Raw genomic sequence first — 20,670 nt, forward strand, 5'->3', positions numbered from 1 at the left:
TACACGGCGACGCCCAACGGCACGGTGGGTATCACCCCAAAAGAAAACGCCCATGCCGGTAACAGCGATGGGCGCAGGTTTGATAGCGGTTACACCAGACGGCGGCGGACAACCCGGCAATCCCAGGCGGAAAGGACAACCTCGCTTAACGGTGCACCGGTCAGCATATCGCGGTACCCGGCGGGCAGTGTGAGCGTATGCGGCAACGCGCTGTAGTTTTCAATGAAGATAAATTCGTCGTCACCGTTGGTGCGGCGGTGTGCCGTTACCGCCTCGGGGAATGGCATGTCCAGTGCCCGGGGTAGATTAAGTTCACGGATGATAGCGGCAAAGAAATCACGCTGAAATGCCAGGTCGTTACGCGACGTGACGTACCAGGCTTTTCCGTTGCCGACACGGTTTACCGTTACCGCAGGTCGCCCGGCATAGAAATCGTCACAGTAGCTGGCGAGCGCCGTCGCCCCCTCAAGGTGAATCAACTCACACAGATGGCGTGCCTGATACGGCCCTTTCAGCCCGATGTCATTGTCTGACAGCCCCAGTACCCGGTTATATTCGCCGTCCGCCAGGCAATCAATCTCTTCTGACCAGATACCCAACAGCGGGCGTAGCGGGCCAGGAAAGCCGCCCAGATAACACAGGTCACTGTCGTTAACGATACCACTCCAGTAGGTCACCACCACCTGGCCGCCTTGCCGGACAAACTGCTCAAGACGCCCGGCAAACCCTGGCCGCACCATGTAGAGCATCGGTGCAATCAGCAACCGATAGCCGCTGAAATCACAGTCAGCGTTGATGACGTCTACCGCGATCCCCAGCTCCCAGAATGGACGATAATGCTCCGCTACCGTTTTTTCATATTCCAGACCCAGGTTACGCGGCCCCTGCGCATCATCCATCGCCCAGCGGCTTTCCCAGTCAAACAGAATCGCCACCTGCGCGTCCACCCGGCTGCCTGCCACATCGGCGAGCTGCGATAAAATCTGCCCCAGTTGGGCGACTTCACGACCAACGCGGGTATCAACATGGCCGACGTGATCCACCACCGCGCCGTGGAATTTCTCCACCGATCCACGGCTCTTACGCCACTGAAAGTACTGCACCGCGTCCGCACCATGCGCCACCGCCTGCAATGAAGAGAGAATGTGCATGCCCGGCTTCTTGAGCTTGCTGAGCGGCTGCCAGTTGGTCACGCTGGGGGTCGATTCCATCAACACAAACGGTTTACCCTGCTTGAGCGAGCGCATCAGGTCATGGAACAGGGCGATATAACAGGCGAGCGTGGCGTCGTCCTTATCCCGATGCCACATCGGGTAACTGTCCCAGGAAATAACATCCAGTACCTGCGACAACTGCCAGTAATCGTAGTCGTAGAAATACTCCATGAAGTTGGTGGTGACCGGAATCGCCGGGTTGACTCGCTTCAATGGGGCAATTTCCTGTGCGCAGAAGTCTTTCGCCTGTGCGGTATTAAAGCGCCGCCAGTCAAGGTTCAACCCATGAATGGACACTTCGCCTTGCGGCGCGGGTGATTCAATCTGTGACCAGTCGCTGTAGGTGTGGCTCCAGAAATCACTCCACCAGGCGTGATTGAGGTTCTCCAGCGTCTGGTAACGTGCCTGCAACCAGTGACGAAAGGCCTGCTGGCAGCGCGGGCAATGGCATTCACCGCTGTATTCGTTAGAAATATGCCAGCCGATGACCGCCGGGTGATGCCCGTAGCGTTCTGCCAGCAACGTATTGATTTTTTGGACCTTATCCCGATACACCGGCGATGACAGGCAATGATTGTGGCGGCCACCGTGCAAGGCTGGCACCCGGTCACGCCCGACACGCAATACGTCCGGGTAGCGCTGCGACATCCAGGCCGGACGCGCACCGCTGGGTGTCGCCAGAAACACGGAAATGCCCTGCTGATATAATTTATCAATCACCTCATCCAGCCAGTCGAACCGATAGACCCCCTCCTGCGGTTCCAGTTTGGACCAGCTAAAAATCCCCACCGACATGACATTACATTTCACCTGTTTCATCATGGCGATATCGTCATCAATAATGCCGGGGTAATTCTCCCATTGCTCCGGATTATAATCAGCGCCATGTAATAACCCTTCGACCTTCGGATTCAAAGGCGGAAATCGTTTCATAAAACAATCCTTAATACTGAATAGGCAGGCGGCAACGACATCATTTCCCACAATAAGCAAGGGCCGCCAACGCATCTGCACGTGAAATATGACGGGTATTTATTTAAAGACTTTTATCGAAGGCAGTACCTCCCCCTGGCAATTAAATAACGCCTGATTTTCACGGGCATTGCCCAATTTCCAGTGGTCATTGATATAAGTCATACCGGCTTCGGTAGCCCAGGTATTTCCCGGCGGGGTTATCCAGGCGGGTTCCCAATAGAACACCCCTTTGCCGCGTTTTTTCGGCACATCAATCACGCTTTGCATCAGGTCACGAACGAAATCGGCCTGCCCTTGCACCGTTGCCGGATAGCCGCCCGCCGCCGCTTCCTTCTCGCCAAAGCTGTTTTCGGCGTTGTCACAGTTCGCCAGGGTATAGCCGTAGGCAGCCTCTACCACGATAACGCCTTTGTTGTAGCGCTGGCTGATATCGTCCATGTTGGCTTTCAGGGCGCTGATGGGGCCGTTCCAGTAGGTGTACATCGACAGACCAATCACATCGAACGGCACGCCGCGCTTGGTGATTTCATCAAACCACCAGCGGAAGGTATCGTTCTTGGTGCCTTCTGCCAGATGCAGCATGATCTTCACCTGCCCTGGCGAACTGAGGTTTTCGCGCAAACCGGCAATCGCGGCATTCAGCAGGCCAGCCAACCGGTCGAATTCGCCGCCGCCCTGCCCCCAGCTTTTGCCTTCCGGCCACAAGATACCGCCGTTGGCTTCGTTACCGATCTGCACCATATCCGGCAACACCCCTTCCCGCTTAAAACGGGCGATGGTGTCACGGGTATAGTCATGAACGGCGGTTTTCAGTTGATCGTAGGACAGGTTAGCCCAGGCTTTCGGCTTGAATTGCTTGCCGGGGTCAGTCCAGAAATCGCTGTAGTGAAAATCCAACAACAGCTTCATCCCTGCGGCTTTGGCGCGTTTAGCCAGCGCCAGGGTCGTTGCCAGATCGTTATCGCCACCGCCGTAAGGGTGCCCGGCGCTGTCTTTGGGGTCTACCCACAACCGCAACCGGATATAGTTAACGCCGTTCTTTTTCAGCAGCGCGACCGGGTCAACACGCGTGTGGTTCTCGTCATAAAACACAGCCCCCTGACGCTCCACTTCCAGCAGGGTGGAAATATCCGCCCCTTTGATAAAATCGGCCGGGGCATTGCGCAGCGGTTTAATAACGACAGACTCCACCGCCATGAGCGGCGTCGCGCCCAGCGACAGGGAAACAGCCAGTAAAGCGGGTATCATTTTTTTCATCGTGATTATCCTTTGGTACTGCCTGAGGTAAGGCCGGAGACAAAATATTTTTGCAGCATCAGGTAAAGCAGCGCGACCGGCACGGCAATCAACACCGCACCGGCGGCGTAGGTGGTGTAGCTGGCTCCCATTTTCTGGGCCACCAGGTTGTACAAACCGATAGGCAGGGTGTACTTATCCGGCGTGCGCAAAATGGTGCTGGACAGGATGAAATCGCCCAGTGGGCCAGTGAAGGAAAATAGCGCCACCACGGCGATAATGGGCTTGGACAGCGGAAGGATGATCTCAATAAAGATTCGGAAATTGCCTGCACCGTCCATGCGCGCTGATTCGTCCAGCTCACGGGGAATGGCGTCCAGATAACCTTTCATTAAGTAGGTGTTCATCGGGATCATGCCAGCGACATAAATCAGCACCAGCGCCAGATGGCTATTGATCAACCCCAGCAGTTGCGACAGCACAAAAATGGCTATCAGCGCCGAGAACTGCGGGATCATCTGCAACAGCAAAAATAACATCAGGCCATTCTGCCGCCCTTTGAAACGGAAACGGGAAAAGGCATAGGCGGTGAAGCTGACACTTAACAGCGTCAGCACCATAGTCAGGAAGCTGATTTTCATCGAGTTCACGTACCAGGTCAGATAATTGACCTGGCCGTTAAACAGATCCGCATAGTGCTGGAAGGACGGGTTATCCGGAATGATCGAGGTGCTCAGCAGGCTGTTGCCCGCATTGAGCGATGCCCCGACCGTCCACACCAGCGGATAAATGATCACCACGGACACCGCAATAATCACCAGCCAGGACAGCGAAAGCCGAATCGCCCTCTCACGTTTGATGCTTTGATGATTAACACTCTGCCGATTAACGCGTTGATGCTGAATACGCTGAGTCGTCGCCATCATTGCCCCCTTAAGCCATGTCATCGTTTTTGAACGACCGGGTCGCCCGGAATTGCCACAACGCCAGGCCGACGACAAAGATCGACAGCAGGATGGTGATGGTGGCGGCAATCGCATACTGGGACGACGACATCGTCAGCTTGTAAATCCAGGACACCAAAATATCGGTGCCCCCGGCATTGGAGCCGGCGACGGCAGGCCCGCCGTTGTTAAACAGATAGATAATGTTGAAATTGTTAAAGTTGAAGGTGTACTGGGTGATGATGATCGGCGCAATCGAATACAGCACCAGCGGCAGCGTAATGGTGCGCAGTTGCGTCCAGCGGCTGGCACCGTCCATCGTGGCCGCCTCGTACAAATCCTCCGGAATGGCCTGGAGCACGCCGGTGGTCATGGCGAACACAAACGGGAAACCGAGCCAGGTCTGCATCATGATCAACGCCGTTTTGGTCCAAAACGGATCGGTCAACCAGGCTTTGGGGCTCACCCCTAACGACGCCAGAATGGCATTGTTAATTACGCCAAACGAATCGTTGAACATCCCGGCGAACACCAGAATAGTGACGAACCCCGGCACCGCCCACGGCAGAATGAAAATCGTGCGAATCAGCGGTTTAAAACGCAGGTCTTTCTGGTTTACCAGGATTGCCAGCAATACCCCCACCGTGCACTGCAATGTCGTCGCCAGCAGCGTCCACACCACCGTCCATTGCAGCACATCCAGAAATGTCGAACGCCAGATGCTGAGGGTAAAAATACTGACGAAATTCTTCAGGCCGACCCATTCCACCAGTTTGGCGGGCGGTGTGTGGTACAGGTTATAGTTGGTAAAGGCGATGGCGAAACCAAACAGAATCGGGAATATCACCACAAACACCAGCAGGATAAACCCCGGTGTAATCATCAGGTAAGGGAAGCCCTCGCTCAACAACAGGCGGTATTGCTGGCGCACACTATGAAGCGCCAGCCCCTCATCACGTCGCTTGCCGTTACGCCAGGCGTCGTTGATAGACCAGGCATAAATCAGCACACCAAACGCGATGATAAGCACGCTGATGATCCCTTCCGCCAGCAGGAAGATGGAGTTATCACGCGGGACTTCCTCGCCCAGCGTATACACGCCCCACAGACCGGTGCGCAGAAAATCATGGAATACCCCCAGGTAACTACCGAGCAGCACTAAAAAGATCATGCCCTTCGCCCACTGACGATGGTAAAACTGCCCGCCGCCGGGCAGCACGGCGCAGCCTGCCGCAACCCAGGCGTGGTGTCGGGTACGCTTTTCCCCACAAAGGGGTTCGCCAGAACTGATAATCACACGCGACTCCTTGTTATCGCGGGAGGCTGCCCTCCCGCACTATATGACCGATGCCAATGAATAACGGCGGTTACTGATTGCTGGCCTGCATCGCCTCAACCTGCATTTTGATTTGCTTCACCGCGTTATCGAGTGCCGCTTTCGGTTGTTGCTTGCCGGTCATGCTCAGCTCCAGCGCCGCGTTAGCTGGCCCCCAGACTTCGCCCATTTCAGGGATACCCGGCATGGGCACCGCGCGGGCGGCCTGAATGGCAACCGCGCTGGCTTTCTCGTCGTTCTTAATTAACGGGTCGTCGATCATGCTTTTTTGCGGCGGGATCTCACCGGTACGCTGGTAGCGGACCTTCACGTAACGCGGCTGATTGATGAATTCGATAAAGCGTTGTGCCAGTGCGTTGTCCTTGCTCCAGGTCGATACCACATAGCCTTTCACGCCAAGGAACGAGCTCATTGGTTTGCCGTCCGGCAGCAGCGGTAGCGGTGCCACGCCGTAGTGAATGCCCGCCGCCTCATAGGGCTGGAACGCCCAAGGGCCGTTGATCACAGCGGCGGCTTTTTTCTCAGTAAACAGCGAATCGATGGCGTTTAACCCGTTATCACCGATAATCCCTGCGGGAAAGAGTTTATCTGCGTAAAATTTACGCAGCAGTGTGACGGCATCCACCGCCCCCGGTGTATTCAACCCGATGTCCAACGGGTTGAGGCCACCTTTATCATTCTTGCCGAAGATATAGCCGCCCATCGGCCCAATAGCGCCCCAGCTGTAGTAAATCTGATCAAACTTCGCCAACAGCCCGAATGCCCCCTGCGCCTGCCGCTGGCGGGAAAAGTCATACCACTCTTGCAAGCTAGCCAGTGGTTTGCTCACCAGTTCCTTGTTGTAAATCAGCACCAGGGTTTCCACTGCTTTCGGCCAGCCATACACCTGATTGTTCATGCGAAATGCGGCAATCGACGCCGCGGTAAAGCTGTCCTGCACGGTTTGGTCGAGTTTGAGCGGCGCAATCAACCCCTGCACCACCGCCCCGCCCACTTGATCATTGGGGATGACCAGTACGTCGGGGCCAATACCCGCCGGGCCATCTAAACGCAATTTCTCCAGTTGCTGGGCATACGGCATTTCCTGCAGGTTCACGCTGACGTTGAACTGTTTTTCGAAATCCCTGATGGCGTCTTTAATGCCATCCGACTTGCGGATGTCTTCCCAAACGGTCAGTGACGGTGCGGCATGCACCGAAAACGCCGACAGGTGGCCGACCACCGTGGTGGAGAGTAGCAGGGCGGTAAGTGTTTTGGTTTTCATTATCGACCTCATGTGAAGGTATAACATTTTAAATAAAAAAAGCATGGCACTTCGCATTGGCAAACCTGACATCACCTTATGATTAAGGGGTTAAAACCGAAATGAATCATTTGATGATGATGTTATACGCTACGCTAAGCATCCTGATATGACGACAGAAAAGTGGCTATTGTGTGATCACAATTGCAGAAATGGAACATGCCGATAGGGTGCAAAAAACAAGGCAGTTATAGTCTTTTCAACGTAAATACGCGGTCAGGTTATCCGATAAAATTTGTTACACGTAATACATTTACCGACTGACGCGACGCTGGCGGCATGTTGCCGTCGCCGTATTGATAAACCCGTTTGAGGAAAAGCGGATGTCCAGCATATGCTTACAAAATGTCACCAAACGCTTTGGCAACACTGAAACGCTGCACAATATCAATCTGGATATCCAGGCGGGTGAGTTTGCGGTGTTTGTCGGCCCTTCTGGCTGCGGCAAATCCACGTTACTGAGGATGATCGCCGGTCTGGAAGAGATTAGCGATGGCAAGATTCTGATTGATGACGAGGTGATGAATGACGTTGCACCGGCTCATCGTGGCGTGGCGATGGTGTTTCAGTCTTACGCGCTCTATCCACACATGACGGTGGCGGAAAATATGGGCTATGGACTGAAAGTCAACAAGGTGCCGAAGGCGGAGATTCGCCATCAGGTCGAGATGGTGGCCAAAACCCTACAGTTGTCTCATTTACTGGACCGAAAACCGAAACAGCTGTCCGGCGGACAGCGCCAACGCGTGGCTATCGGCCGCGCCATCGTGCGTAACCCAAAAGTGTTTATGTTCGACGAGCCGCTCTCCAACCTCGATGCTGAGCTGCGGGTGGATATGCGTTTGCACATCGCCAGGCTGCATCAGGAGCTGAAAACCACGATGGTGTATGTGACCCACGATCAGGTGGAAGCGATGACACTGGCCGATAAAATCGTGGTGATGAATAGCGGCAAGGTGGAGCAAACCGGCTCGCCAATGGCGCTGTACTACAACCCGGTCAATCGCTTTGTCGCCGGTTTTATCGGCTCACCCAAGATGAACTTTCTGCCATCGACCGTCATCGCCTGGCAGCCGTATCAGTTAACCGTCGCGTTGACGGCAGAGAAAACGCTGACGCTGGCTATCGCTACCTCCCCGCTCGAAGCTGGCGATGCGATTACACTGGGTATTCGCCCGGAGCATCTCGGTATTCAGCCATCCTCGCATACGGTGACGCTGGATTTCCAGTGCGAAGTGGTTGAACGACTGGGTAATAACACCTACCTGTTCGGGCAGTGCTACGGTCACGACGGTTTTAAAATTCTGCTGCCCGGCGACGTACAATTCCGTCCCTGGCAGGCGATCACTGTCGGCTTCGACGCCACTCACTGTCTGGTGTTTGACGCCACTGGGCGGCGAATCAACGCCGACGTGCCTGTCCCCGATGTACATTGATGAGATATGCATGGATAGATATGCACGGATAGATGAGCATTGAGGCATTCAACAATGTCAACAATGTCAACAATGTCAACAATGCGTTGTGCCAGAGTGACGCCCACGGATGGGCTGAGTAACAAAACAGACTCCCTTGCGACCTGATGTATGGTGTGAATACCGTTTGGGAAACCGATGCACTCCATTCAGGAGAATAGGGAAATCATGCAGAATAAATAATCGTGGCATTCTTTCCCTATAACACCACTCATGGAGAAATACTACTTACAGAAATACCAATTATGGAAATAACACGTTACTTTATTATCTTCCATCCGCCATGTTTACGAATAAAAAAAAGCACAACGGTTTCTTTTTTGTTTCTACCTTGCGGCGTGGTAACATCGAGTTCAACATTGCATTGATAAGTATTCATTTTAACGTTAATACAACCCAACCTTTTTAATGAATTGATTTTAATTAACATCTCGTCATTAAAAAGCGAACCTACTCGCTGTTTTATTTCCTGATTGGTTTGCATCACGCTCTCATCAATGGTCTGCCTGATTTCCTGCTCTGTTGGCTCAGCGCCGCCACATCCCGCCAACAAGGTGGCCCCACCCATTACGATACCCCATAGTATGGCAACTTGTGTTCCCCAAACGGTCTTCTTCATCATCACTACAGATATCCTTATTTCAATATTAAGTATAAATCCCTATAAATAAAAACAGATGTGACATACATATGAATGTATTCACCATTTTTACGTTACATTGTTTTATATTTTTAAGAAATTACAGAATAGTCATCTTAGTAAAAATCAGACCATGATTACCTGACCAGACGGGGGATTTGATACCATCATCGGCAGAGCCAGTCCGGTAATATCCGAGTCAATCATCACCTGGTAGCCTGCCTGCGGTGCCAACGGGAAACATCTCATTCATATCGCTATCACAGCTCAATAAACCACATACCGAATTATTCACCTGTTGCCATATCGCTGCCAGACCCATTCTTAAACACAGAGTGAAATCAATTCACCAGTAATAAAAAATTGATATCAATCACAGTCGTTTTTATATTTTTCACTCACATATCACAAATAATCATGATGGATTCTTATTTTCATAACGGGAAAATAAGACGACTCACCGTCACCTAAGATTAATTTTCGAAACAGCGGTTTATTTTTCTCGCGGTTTTTATTTTTTGATCTATAGTAGTCTCGATACTTTCAGGAAGTACCCGCTTTTATTTATTTCTTTCTCTCAACTGAATGAGAGTCAATACCTGTGGGATTTACAAGGAGACTGTATGCTTAAGTATGTATTACCTCTGTGTGCACTCGCGCTGGCGGCACCATCGCTCGCGACCCAAACCACGCTGATGTTGTCCCAGAAAAGTGATGTCAATTATCTGGGCTGGTCTACCGATGCCAGTAAAGTTGTGCGTCAGGAAGTATATCGCGGCACAACCAGTAATCCTGACCTGCGTGAACGCATCGCCGTACTGGATGCAGAAACCCGCACCTTTAACGATGCCGACACCAATAGCGGCGTCAACTATTGGTATTGGGTCGATGTTGTCAGCGACAATCAAAACCAGACCGTGTCGAATGCCGTGACCACGGCACCGAGCACCGGCCCGCTGCGTGCAGCGAAAGCCAGCTCTGAGTGCAAACCGGGCGTCACATTCGAAAACCGCACCGTCGATTGCGGCGGCGTGACTATCGGTACGTCCTGCCCGAATGACAGTGATAAACAAAAGCCACTGATCATTCTGAAAAACGCCACGGTGAAAAACCTGCGTATTTCGGCTTCCGGCGGTGCGGATGGCATTCACTGTGACAGCGGTAACTGCACCATCGAAAACGTCATCTGGGAGGACATCTGTGAAGATGCCGCAACCAATAACGGTAAAACCCTCACCATCGTTGGCGGGATAGCGCACAACGCTAAAGACGGTTACGGCGGTAAACCGGACAAAGTATTGCAGCACAACTCCAAAAACAGCACCACCGTGGTGAAGGGCAACTTTACCCTGACCGGTGAACACGGAAAGCTGTGGCGTTCTTGCGGTGACTGCTCCAACAATGGCGGTCCGCGCTTCCTGACCGTCACCAGCGCCACCGTGAACGGCACCATTGACAGCATTGCCGGTGTGAACCGTAACTACGGTGATGTGGCCACCATCAGTGGTCTGAAAATCAAGAATTATAAGGAAGGCAAACCGCCCGTCTGCGAAGAGTTCAAAGGCGTGGTGAAAGGCCAGGGTTCAACGGAAAAATACGGTGAGAAGTGGGATACCGCTAACTGCAAGGTGAGTCGTTCTGGCGTCAGCAAACTCTGACAGGGTCATGTGACCGATTGAAACACAACACGGGCTTCCATAAGTATCCATCAAACAAAGACCGGGCTCGCCCGGTCTTTGTTATCGCCTTATCGCCCCACCCGCAGGGTGAGTCGACTCCGTGATGGTTAGCGCATTACCCGGCGGTGACGCGCACGGCCAGCGCTTCAACCCGGCGTATAGCCTGATGCAACTGCGACTCCGTCACGTTAAACGGCATGTTCGCCATATCCGGCGCATCAATCGAGGCACGAATAATCGCCGCCAGTTCGTCGTCTGACAGATCCGGGCAGATAGCCGCCAGTGTCAGCGGTACCGCACAGGCATGCGCCAGCCGAATCGCTTCCAGCAACTCCTCATCGCTACGCTGTTCCAGCGCCAGCAGACACAAATTGCCAAAACCGACCAGCAAGCCATGACCAAATTCACGGGTTTTATCACACACGGTAAACCCTTCATACAACGCATGGGAGGCTGCGGCATGTGCGCCACTGGCCATCAGCGATGTCAGACCGGCAAACAGGAAGATGGCATCCAGCACCTGGTCCAGCGCGTCATTGGCTTGCCCTTCCATCACCGCCCGGCAAGCGGCCTCGCCGTGCTGTGCTATCAACCGAAAGCAGATCTCGCTGTTAGCCCGTGATGACGCCGCAAAGCCATTGCTGTCGTCACCTTTATCAATCGCACGGAACTCATACCACTTGGCGAGCGTATCCCCCAGCCCGGCTGCCAGCCAGCGCAGTGGGGCGCGTACCAGCAGCGCGCTGTCTATCACCACGGCAGCGGGGGCCACCGGCAGGTGATACAAATCGTGGAAATGGCCGTCATCATGGTAACGCACCGACAGCGGGGTCACTGCCGCGCAGGTAGCCGCAATCGTCGGCAATGTCACCACCGGAATACCACACTGAAACGCCACCGCTTTCCCTGTATCCAGCGCTTTACCGCCCCCCACCGCCAGGATCAGATCGCTGTCGGTTTCACGCACCCGCGCGCACAACCGTTCTATCTGACTGACGCTGCATTGCTCACCGGACCACTCTACCGCCGTCAGCGTCACCCCGGCCTGCCGCAGTTGCTCAATGATCACGGTTTGTGCGGCTGCCAGCGCCTGATGCCCTCCGGCCACCAGAACCCGACTACCGAACCGGGCACACACCGCCCCCAACTGCTGACTAACCCCGACGCCACGCAACACGGTGGCGGGAAAGAAAACCTGTTGTGTCATCTCTATTACTGTTCCTGTTTGCTGTCATTGATTGCAATTAATGGCCTGTCGGGGCTCGATGCTGCCCCCTGTTTTGGCCCGTCACGCTATTTATCAAGCAAACACTATGCCACTTAACGGCGGCTTTTCGCTACAGATTGCCATCAGCGGTTCCGGCATGGCGTAAGGCGGTTTTTTTACCCAGCCAAATGAATAACTGTGAGGCAGCGCATAGTGCACGCAAATATATACTTGTATGGTAGTCAGCGTAGAAGACATAAAAAGGACTCAAAACCGTGAAAATCGTTAGCGCAGAAGTGTTTGTCACCTGTCCGGGACGTAATTTCGTTACCTTGAAAATCACCACGACCAGCGGCGTCACAGGTCTTGGCGATGCCACGCTGAACGGACGGGAGCTCTCCGTTGCGTCTTACCTTAAGGATCATATTTGCCCGCAGTTGATCGGCCGTGACGCCCGGCAGATCGAAGATATCTGGCAATATTTCTATAAAGGCGCTTACTGGCGTCGCGGTCCGGTCACCATGTCGGCCATTTCCGCCGTGGATATGGCGTTATGGGATATCAAAGGCAAAGTAGCGAACATGCCGCTCTACCAGTTACTGGGCGGCGCTTCCCGCAGTGGCGTCATGGTGTATTGCCATACTACCGGTCACTCTATCGACGAGGTGCTGGATGACTATGCCCGCCACCGCGAACAGGGTTTCAAAGCGATTCGTGTGCAGTGCGGCATTCCGGGTATGAAAACCACCTATGGTATGTCGAAGGGCAAAGGGCTGGCATATGAACCCGCCACCAAAGGCAACTGGCCGGAAGAACAAGTCTGGTCAACGGAGAAGTACCTCGACTTCACCCCCAGCCTGTTTGAAGCCGTGCGTAACAAATTTGGCTTTAACGAACACCTGCTACACGACATGCACCACCGCCTGACGCCGATTGAAGCTGCGCGTTTTGGTAAAAGCGTGGAGCCGTACCGTTTGTTTTGGATGGAAGACCCGACACCGGCCGAAAATCAGGCCTGCTTCCGCCTGATTCGCCAGCACACCGTCACGCCGATTGCCGTCGGCGAGGTCTTCAACAGCATCTGGGATTGCAAGCAACTGATTGAAGAGCAGTTAATCGATTACATCCGCACCACCATCACCCACGCTGGCGGCATTACCGGGATGCGCCGTATCGCCGATTTCGCCTCGCTGTATCAGGTTCGTACTGGTTCGCACGGCCCGTCGGACTTGTCACCCGTCTGCATGGCCGCCGCATTGCACTTCGATCTCTGGGTGCCGAATTTCGGTATTCAGGAATTTATGGGGTATTCCGAACAGATGCTGGACGTCTTCCCGCATAACTGGACGTTTGAAGACGGTTATATGCACCCCGGCGATAAACCCGGTTTGGGGATCGAGTTCGACGAAAAACTGGCGGCCAAATATCCCTACGACCCCGCCTATCTGCCGGTTGCCCGTCTGGAAGATGGCACGCTGTGGAACTGGTAAACCAACGACAGGGTGAGGAGAGAAAGCCATGAGCTTGATTAACGACAACTTCATGATAGGCAACCCAACGGGGATAGCGCTCTACCAACAGGTCGCGCGTGACTTACCCATCATTGACTATCACTGTCACCTGGAAGCCAGGGATATTTACCACAACCGCCCGTTCAGCAACATGACCGAACTATGGCTGGCAGGCGATCACTACAAATGGCGCGCAATGCGCGCCAACGGCATCCCCGAGGCTTACATCACCGGCGATGCCACAGCAGAAGAAAAATTTCAGGCCTGGGCTGAAACCGTGGAAGCGGCATTCGGTAACCCGCTTTATCACTGGACACATCTGGAGCTCAAACAGTACTTTGGCATTGATGAACCGCTCAGCAGCCGCAACTGGCGTGAGATCATGGAGGCCTGTAATCGCCAGCTCCGCGATGAGGCTTTCACGCCACGCGCGCTGATGACGCGCTCCCGGGTGGAGGTTATCTGCACCACCGACTCTCCGCTGGACGACTTACACTATCACCAGTTATTAAAACAGGATGACACCTTCGCACCACGCGTATTGCCAACCTTCCGTCCGGATGAGTTTTTTTCCCAGCAACATCAGGTATTTTCTACTGCACTGACACGCCTGTCGGAATTAACGGGTGAAAAAATTACCCAACTGGCGGATTTTGAGCGTGCGCTGGAAGCGCGTGTGAAATATTTCCATGATGTCGGCTGTCGTATTTCCGATCACGGATTGGGAGCATTCACGTTTAGCGAATTTACGCCTCATGAAGCCGACGCGGTATTCCTGAAAAAAGCACAAAACAAGGCATTATCCCCAACAGAAGAAATCACCTGGCAGAGTGTATTATTAATGACGCTGTCCAGGCTTTATAAAAAATATGATTGGGCCATGCAAATTCATTTCGGTGCCATTCGTAATAACAATCAACGAATGCTTGAAAAAGTGGGCATCAATAGTGGGTTTGATTCCATTGCCGATCAGAATCAATTAGCCAGCAATCTGAATGCTTTTCTCAATGCCATGACCAGGGAGAATCACTTACCGAAAACCATTCTTTATAATCTCTACGCAACGTACAACGATATTGTGGCCTCGACGATTGCCAATTTCCAATCTGGCGAAGACGGCATTAAATCACCGCTACAGTTCGGTTCTGGCTGGTGGTTTAACGATACCCGCCGTGGTATGCAAAACCAACTTAACACCCTGGCAGACCAGGGATTGTTAATGAATTTCGTCGGCATGCTGACTGACTCACGCAGTTTTGTTTCTTATCCCCGCCATGATTATTTCCGACGTATTCTCTGCGGGTTAATCGGGCAGTGGATTGAGAATGGCGACTATCCTGCCGACAGGCTTATTCTCCAACGCATGGTAAGAAATATTTGCCACGATAACGCCCTACACTATTTTAAATTCTGATTATTACTCTCATTTCAATGAGGATAAATTATGTCTGGTACCAAGAAAGTCACGATACCCGTCAGTATTGGTTATGGCCTGACAGATATTATGGGTGGCGGTGCCTTTACCGTCATCGGAGCCTGGTTACTCTTTTTCTATACCACCTTTGTGGGGTTAACTCCCGTAGAGGCGGCGTCTATTGTCGCCATCGCTCGTATTGTCGATGCGATTGTTAGTTTATTTATGGGCAGCTTTACCGATCATTTCTATAAGAATTATTTTGGTAAAAAATTTGGCCGCCGCCGATTCTTTTTATTAATTGGTGCGCCCTTGATGCTGGTTTACGCCCTGTTATGGGTAAACGGCATGAACTATTGGTTCTACTTGTCGGTGTATTTGGCATTCGAAATCATCGCCGCGATGGTGCTTATTCCGTGGGAAACGCTACCGTCGGAAATGACCAAAGGATTTAACTCACGCACCAAACTCTCTACCTGCCGTATGTTTCTGTCGGCACTGGGGACATTCCTCGCCACCTTTATCCCCGGCCTGCTGATTAAGCACTATGGTGAGCACGATGCCAACGCGTATCTGGTTAATGGCGTGATGTTCGCCGTGACCTTTATGCTGTGCGTGTTTATTTCATGGAAAGTGACCTGGGAACGTGAACTCACCCCGGAAATGCTGGAGGAACTGGAAGCGAAACGGCACCCTGGCACCGTATGGGAAAAATTGCGGATGCTCGGTGGGCTGCTGAAAGATTATGCCTCTACCCTGCGTATACGGGCCTTTAGAAAACACCTGGCGATTTACCTGTTTTCGTTTACCGCCAAAGACGTCTATAACACCGTGTTTGTGTTCTTCTGCGTCTACTGCCTGAACGTGTCGTCGTCATTTGCTGGCAGCCTGCTTTCCATGAGCATTGTCGGGTTACCGGTGACGTTGCTGGCCGGGCTTGCCATGATCAAATACGGTCCGTCACGTCTGTACATCTTCGCCTACACGGTGATGATGGTGTGTCTCGCCGGTTTCTTTTATGTCTACCGCGTACCGATGGATAACAAGACAGTGGCACTGGTGGCGCTGGCGGGTTGCTATCAGGTTGGCCGTTGCGTGCTGGAATTTACCCCCTGGAATGTCTTCCCATTCATTCCCGATATCGATGAGATGGTCACACGCCAGCGCCGTGAAGGGCTGTTCGCGGCAGTCATGACCTTCTCACGCAAAACCACGGTTGCCATCGCCACCTTTGTCGTCGGTTTGCTGTTGCAATCGGGGGGCTTTGTAAAAGGCAGTCAGGTGCAACCACAGGAAGCGATTAACACCATCGCCGGGCTGATGTTTATCGGTACCGCTGGGTTATTGCTGATTGCGCTGTGGCAGGCGTTGACCTTCCACCTCAATAAGCAAACGCACAAAGTCCTTATCGATGAAGTCGAACGCCTGAAAGCGAACGGCAGGAAGCAAGACGTCACGCCAGAGACACGTCGTATCGTGGAAGACTTGACCGGTCATGCCTACGACACCCTGTGGCAACACAGCGAATCCCCCACCCTCAACAGGGCGCGAACCATCACTCACGTCGGTGAATAACATTTCAGCAGTCACTCCGGTGGTCAAAAACCACCGGTAAGCATTCACGTTAGGAAAAAAGTCATGACAACTCCACTGTTACAGGCAAACGCGGTAAAGCCTGAGTATGACCGTAGTAAACTGGTGGCACGCATCGCCCATATTGGCTTTGGTGCCTTCCATCGCGCTCACCAGGCGGTGTGCGCAGATAAACTGGCCGCGCAATTCGGCAGCGATTGGGGCTACTGTGAAATCAACCTGATTGGCGGAGAGCAACAGATCAAGGATATCCGCCAGCAGGATCTGCTGTGGTCGGTATCGGAAATGGCGGGCGATAACTGGAGCAGCCGCCTCATCGGTGTGGCGAAAAAAGCATTGCACGCCGAATTGGACGGCATTGAAAGCATTCTGGCGACGCTCAGCGCCCCCGAAATAGCCATTGTGTCGATCACCGTGACAGAAAAAGGTTACTGCCACCACCCCGCTACCGGGCAGTTAAACACCGAACACCCGTTGATCGTGCATGACCTTCAGAACCCGGCACAACCCCGTTCCCTGCCGGGCGTGATACTGGCTGCCATCAGACGTCGCAGAGAACATGGCCTGCCACCATTCAGCGTTATGTCGTGCGATAACATGCCGGAAAATGGCCATGTGACACGCAACGTTATCACCCAGTTAGCACAGTTGCAGGAGCCCGGCCTGGCAGGCTGGATAGAACAAAACGTGACGTTTCCGTCGACCATGGTGGACCGCATTGTACCGGCGGTCACCGCGGAAACACGGGCACAAATCACCGCCATGCTGGGGGTTGATGACCCGGCGGGTGTCGCCTGCGAGCCCTTCTTCCAGTGGGTCATCGAAGATAACTTCGTCAACGGACGACCGGAATGGGAAAAAGGCGGCGCTGAACTGGTGTCGGATGTCTTACCCTATGAAGAAATGAAACTGCGTATGCTCAACGGCAGTCATTCGTTTCTGGCCTACCTCGGTTATCTGGCGGGCTACGCGCATATCAGCGACTGTATGCAGGACCCGGTACTGGTCGCCGCCGCACGTCACCTGATGCTAGAGGAGCAGGCACCGACACTGCGTACCATCGGGGTCGACAGGGTCGCTTATGCCGACGCACTGCTACAACGTTATCGCAATACGGCGCTGAAGCACCGCACCTGGCAAATCGCCATGGATGGCTCGCAAAAACTGCCACCGCGCCTGCTGGATTCCATTCGCTGGCATCTGGCCCATAACAGCCGGTTCGACATGCTGGCGCTGGGGGTGGCGGGCTGGATGCGCTATGTCGGCGGCGTGGATGAACAAGGCCAGCCGATCGAGATAAGCGATCCACAAAAAGAGGTGCTGGCGCAGGTTGTTCAACACAGCGCACAAGGCGAGGCGCGTGTTAACGCCCTGCTGGCGCAGGAGAGTATTTTTGGTCGCGACCTGCCCGCCGATAGCCGTTTTGTCCAGACTGTCACCCGCTATTATCTGTCGCTGGTCGATCACGGCGTTAACGCCACGCTACAGGCGCTAATGCAATAATACCGCCTGGGGCGCACAGGCCGCCCCGTCAGCCTGTGCGCCCGCGGTGGGGAAAATCACACGCCTTATGGATAAGGCGTTGGCTAACCATGTATCATGATGACAAACAGCTTAAATACACCACGGATGCATGGATAACTACGCCCAAATCAACAGCAACGAACCTGTTAATCAACAGATCTATCGTGTATTGCGCAAAGACATTGTGGAATGCACGATCCCTCCCGGCAAGCTATTGTCTGAAAAGGAAATTTCGACTCGTTTCTCTGTCTCCCGTCAACCGGTACGAGAAGCGTTCATCAAACTGGCGGAAGCCGGGCTGGTACAGATTCTGCCGCAGCGCGGCACGTTCGTGATGAAGATTTCCGAGCAGCGCGTGGCCGATGCCCGTTTTATTCGTCAGGCACTGGAATGCGCGATTGTACGCCGGGCTGTCGAGTTCATTACTGACGAACAGTTACTGATGCTGGAACACAATTTGCGCCGTCAGGAACTGGCGGCACAGAACGAGCAGATACGCGAATTTCTCAGTCTGGACGATGATTTTCATCAGTTACTGACGCAAATTGCCCGGTGTCCTCTGGCCTGGGAAACCATCGAATCGATCAAAGCCACGATGGACCGGGTTCGTTTCCTGAGCCTCAGCCAGGTGTCGCCGCCCGCCAGCCTGATTCAACAGCATTATGTGATTTTCAATGGATTAAAAGCGCGTGATGCTAACGCGGTGGAAACCGCGATGAGTGGGCATCTGCAGGAAATGATCCACTCGATTACCCCGATTGCTGAACAGAATCGGGAGTGGTTTGAGCACCCCTGAACCGGCCAGTCGATAAATCACACCGATACTGATTCGGTCACTGCCGTCAGCCCACTACCCGGTTTATCCTGCCTGAGGATGAGCAGAGCCGCCCGGCGGCCCTGCTCATGTAAACCGTCATGACGGCCTATTTCACCATCGGCAAATTCAATTGGTGCGTTGCCGCACAGGCTTTGGCGGTGTCATAACCGGCATCCGCGTGACGCATCACCCCGGTAGCCGGGTCGTTCCACAGCACACGCCCCAACCGGGCATCCGCCTGCTCGCTGCCATCACAGACAATCACCATACCGGCATGCTGAGAAAAGCCCATGCCGACGCCACCGCCGTGATGCAAACTGACCCAGGTTGCGCCACCCGCCGTATTCAGCAGCGCATTGAGCAGCGGCCAGTCCGATACCGCGTCCGAGCCGTCCTGCATCGCTTCCGTTTCCCGGTTGGGCGACGCCACCGAACCGCAGTCCAGATGATCACGACCGATAACGATCGGCGCTTTCAGCTCACCGTTACGCACCATTTCGTTAAACGCCAGCCCGGCCAGATGTCGCTCACCCAGCCCCAGCCAGCAAATGCGCGAGGGCAGCCCCTGAAAAGCGATGCGCTCACGCGCCATATCCAGCCAGCGGTGCAGGTGGTGATTATCCGGGAACAGTTCTTTGAGTTTGGCATCGGTTTTGTAGATATCCTGCGGATCGCCGGACAGTGCCACCCAGCGGAACGGCCCTTTGCCTTCGCAAAACAGCGGACGAATGTACGCCGGGACGAAGCCGGGAAAATCAAAGGCATTCCCCACCCCTTCATCGAATGCACGCTGGCGAATATTGTTGCCGTAATCCACGGTAGGCACGCCCATGTGGCAAAAATCCAGCATCGCCTGCACATGCACCGCCATTGAGGCACAGGCAGCTTTCGTCACCGCCTGCGGATTGCTAACACGCTCCTGTTCCCAGCGCGCCACACTCCAGCCAGCGGGCAGATAGCCGTTGAGCGGGTCGTGGGCGGAGGTCTGGTCGGTGACGATATCCGGCTTCATGCCACCGGCTTTGGCGCGTTTCACCAGTTCCGGCAACACCTCGGCAGCGTTCCCGAGCAGACCGACGGAAATGGCCTTTTTCTGCGCGCAGGCCTCGGCGATCATCGCCAGCGCCTCGTCAATACTGTTGGCCTTATAGTCGAGATAACGGGTACGCAGCCGAAAATCAATGCGAGACTCCTGACACTCCACCGCCAGCACACAGGCACCGGCCAATACGCCAGCCAGTGGCTGCGCGCCGCCCATGCCGCCAAGCCCGGCGGTGAGGATCCATTTGCCGCTCAGATCGCCCTGATAGTGCTGACGACCCGCTTCGGCGAAGGTTTCGTAAGTCCCCTGCACAATGCCCTGCGCACCGATGTAAATCCACGACCCGGCAGTCATCTGGCCGTACATCATCAGCCCGGCTTTATCCAGTTCATGGAAGTGTTCCCAGGTGGCCCAATGCGGTACCAGGTTCGAGTTGGCAATCAACACCCGGGGAGCGTCAGCATGGGTGCGAAACACCCCAACGGGCTTACCAGATTGCACCAGCAGGGTTTCATCCGCCTTTAACTGACGCAGACTGTTCAGGATCGCGTCGAAGCAGTCCCAGTTGCGGGCGGCTTTGCCAATCCCGCCATACACCACCAGATCTTCCGGGCGTTCGGCTACATCCGGGTCAAGGTTATTCTGGATCATGCGGTAGGCGGCTTCTATCAGCCAGTTTTCACAATGCAGTTCGGTGCCGTGCGGAGCACGCACAACGCGGGCACCCGCAGACGTCGTAGACGAAGAGGAGGTCATAGCA

At 54.0% G+C, this 20,670-nt stretch carries 15 protein-coding genes; 7 read left to right on the forward strand and 8 right to left on the reverse strand.

Annotation, left to right across the window (positions count from 1 at the left end; genetic code table 11):
- Positions 1-89: 89 nt before the first annotated feature.
- The 5 genes from FAZ14_RS03505 to FAZ14_RS03525 all read right to left on the reverse strand — a co-directional run bounded on the left by FAZ14_RS03505 (position 90) and on the right by FAZ14_RS03525 (position 6,969).
- The gene (locus FAZ14_RS03505; RefSeq protein ID WP_153508029.1) at positions 90-2,147 is read right to left on the reverse strand and encodes a beta-galactosidase; all 2,058 of its coding nucleotides are present in this window, start codon (positions 2,145-2,147) and stop codon (positions 90-92) included.
- A gap of 99 nt (positions 2,148-2,246) precedes the next feature.
- A complete protein-coding gene (locus tag FAZ14_RS03510; RefSeq protein WP_153508030.1) occupies positions 2,247-3,446 on the reverse strand; it encodes a glycoside hydrolase family 53 protein in 1,200 nt (399 codons plus the stop codon).
- A 5-nt stretch (positions 3,447-3,451) separates the two neighbouring features.
- On the reverse strand, positions 3,452-4,348 hold the full coding sequence (locus FAZ14_RS03515) for a sugar ABC transporter permease (RefSeq protein WP_050570692.1): 897 nt from the start codon (positions 4,346-4,348) through the stop codon (positions 3,452-3,454).
- 10 nt (positions 4,349-4,358) lie between these two features.
- The gene (locus FAZ14_RS03520) at positions 4,359-5,588 is read right to left on the reverse strand and encodes a carbohydrate ABC transporter permease (RefSeq protein ID WP_235914462.1); all 1,230 of its coding nucleotides are present in this window, start codon (positions 5,586-5,588) and stop codon (positions 4,359-4,361) included.
- 148 nt (positions 5,589-5,736) lie between these two features.
- Positions 5,737-6,969, reverse strand: a complete 1,233-nt coding sequence (locus tag FAZ14_RS03525; RefSeq protein ID WP_016943389.1) for an extracellular solute-binding protein — start codon at positions 6,967-6,969, stop codon at positions 5,737-5,739.
- Positions 6,970-7,331: 362 nt separating this feature from the next.
- On the opposite strand from FAZ14_RS03525, the gene FAZ14_RS03530 reads away from it, so the two are divergent.
- Complete coding sequence (locus tag FAZ14_RS03530) at positions 7,332-8,444, forward strand: ABC transporter ATP-binding protein (RefSeq protein WP_153508031.1); 1,113 nt, start codon at positions 7,332-7,334, stop codon at positions 8,442-8,444.
- Positions 8,445-8,742: 298 nt separating this feature from the next.
- Here FAZ14_RS03530 and FAZ14_RS03535 read toward each other — a convergent pair whose 3' ends face one another.
- On the reverse strand, positions 8,743-9,105 hold the full coding sequence (locus tag FAZ14_RS03535; protein ID WP_016943387.1) for a hypothetical protein: 363 nt from the start codon (positions 9,103-9,105) through the stop codon (positions 8,743-8,745).
- Positions 9,106-9,746: 641 nt separating this feature from the next.
- On the opposite strand from FAZ14_RS03535, the gene pelI reads away from it, so the two are divergent.
- On the forward strand, positions 9,747-10,781 hold the full coding sequence (gene pelI, locus FAZ14_RS03540) for a pectate lyase PelI (RefSeq protein WP_153508032.1): 1,035 nt from the start codon (positions 9,747-9,749) through the stop codon (positions 10,779-10,781).
- Positions 10,782-10,917: 136 nt separating this feature from the next.
- On the opposite strand, the gene FAZ14_RS03545 is transcribed toward pelI, so the two are convergent.
- Complete coding sequence (locus tag FAZ14_RS03545) at positions 10,918-12,009, reverse strand: iron-containing alcohol dehydrogenase family protein (RefSeq protein ID WP_016943384.1); 1,092 nt, start codon at positions 12,007-12,009, stop codon at positions 10,918-10,920.
- A 275-nt stretch (positions 12,010-12,284) separates the two neighbouring features.
- On the opposite strand from FAZ14_RS03545, the gene manD reads away from it, so the two are divergent.
- The 5 genes from manD to FAZ14_RS03570 all read left to right on the forward strand — a co-directional run bounded on the left by manD (position 12,285) and on the right by FAZ14_RS03570 (position 18,847).
- Positions 12,285-13,499 (forward strand): D-mannonate dehydratase ManD, encoded by a 1,215-nt coding sequence (gene manD, locus FAZ14_RS03550; protein ID WP_153508033.1) that lies wholly within the window; start codon positions 12,285-12,287, stop codon positions 13,497-13,499.
- Positions 13,500-13,527: 28 nt separating this feature from the next.
- Positions 13,528-14,934 carry a glucuronate isomerase gene (gene uxaC / locus FAZ14_RS03555; RefSeq protein ID WP_153508034.1) on the forward strand — a complete coding sequence of 469 codons (1,407 nt, stop codon included), beginning with the start codon at positions 13,528-13,530 and terminating at the stop codon, positions 14,932-14,934.
- Positions 14,935-14,964: 30 nt separating this feature from the next.
- Positions 14,965-16,509 carry an MFS transporter gene (locus FAZ14_RS03560; protein WP_153508035.1) on the forward strand — a complete coding sequence of 515 codons (1,545 nt, stop codon included), beginning with the start codon at positions 14,965-14,967 and terminating at the stop codon, positions 16,507-16,509.
- Positions 16,510-16,572: 63 nt separating this feature from the next.
- Positions 16,573-18,030 (forward strand): mannitol dehydrogenase family protein, encoded by a 1,458-nt coding sequence (locus FAZ14_RS03565; RefSeq protein ID WP_038925286.1) that lies wholly within the window; start codon positions 16,573-16,575, stop codon positions 18,028-18,030.
- A gap of 130 nt (positions 18,031-18,160) precedes the next feature.
- A complete protein-coding gene (locus tag FAZ14_RS03570; RefSeq protein WP_038925285.1) occupies positions 18,161-18,847 on the forward strand; it encodes a GntR family transcriptional regulator in 687 nt (228 codons plus the stop codon).
- A 127-nt stretch (positions 18,848-18,974) separates the two neighbouring features.
- Here the strand turns inward: FAZ14_RS03570 and hutU are convergent, their stop codons facing one another.
- The gene (gene hutU / locus FAZ14_RS03575) at positions 18,975-20,666 is read right to left on the reverse strand and encodes a urocanate hydratase (protein ID WP_153508036.1); all 1,692 of its coding nucleotides are present in this window, start codon (positions 20,664-20,666) and stop codon (positions 18,975-18,977) included.
- Between the last annotated feature and the right edge of the window lie 4 nt (positions 20,667-20,670).

It is taken from the genome of Dickeya oryzae (assembly GCF_009372235.1).
Lineage (GTDB): Bacteria > Pseudomonadota > Gammaproteobacteria > Enterobacterales > Enterobacteriaceae > Dickeya > Dickeya oryzae.

Coding starts and splice junctions, on each gene's coding strand:
- pelI (WP_153508032.1), top strand. CDS start 9,747: ATGCTTAAGTATGTATTACCTCTGTGTGCACTCGCGCTGGCGGCACCA.
- FAZ14_RS03545 (WP_016943384.1), bottom strand. CDS start 12,009: ATGACACAACAGGTTTTCTTTCCCGCCACCGTGTTGCGTGGCGTCGGG.
- FAZ14_RS03525 (WP_016943389.1), bottom strand. CDS start 6,969: ATGAAAACCAAAACACTTACCGCCCTGCTACTCTCCACCACGGTGGTC.
- hutU (WP_153508036.1), bottom strand. CDS start 20,666: ATGACCTCCTCTTCGTCTACGACGTCTGCGGGTGCCCGCGTTGTGCGT.
- uxaC (WP_153508034.1), top strand. CDS start 13,528: ATGAGCTTGATTAACGACAACTTCATGATAGGCAACCCAACGGGGATA.
- FAZ14_RS03515 (WP_050570692.1), bottom strand. CDS start 4,348: ATGGCGACGACTCAGCGTATTCAGCATCAACGCGTTAATCGGCAGAGT.
- FAZ14_RS03565 (WP_038925286.1), top strand. CDS start 16,573: ATGACAACTCCACTGTTACAGGCAAACGCGGTAAAGCCTGAGTATGAC.
- FAZ14_RS03505 (WP_153508029.1), bottom strand. CDS start 2,147: ATGAAACGATTTCCGCCTTTGAATCCGAAGGTCGAAGGGTTATTACAT.
- FAZ14_RS03570 (WP_038925285.1), top strand. CDS start 18,161: ATGGATAACTACGCCCAAATCAACAGCAACGAACCTGTTAATCAACAG.
- FAZ14_RS03530 (WP_153508031.1), top strand. CDS start 7,332: ATGTCCAGCATATGCTTACAAAATGTCACCAAACGCTTTGGCAACACT.
- FAZ14_RS03510 (WP_153508030.1), bottom strand. CDS start 3,446: ATGAAAAAAATGATACCCGCTTTACTGGCTGTTTCCCTGTCGCTGGGC.
- FAZ14_RS03535 (WP_016943387.1), bottom strand. CDS start 9,105: ATGATGAAGAAGACCGTTTGGGGAACACAAGTTGCCATACTATGGGGT.
- FAZ14_RS03560 (WP_153508035.1), top strand. CDS start 14,965: ATGTCTGGTACCAAGAAAGTCACGATACCCGTCAGTATTGGTTATGGC.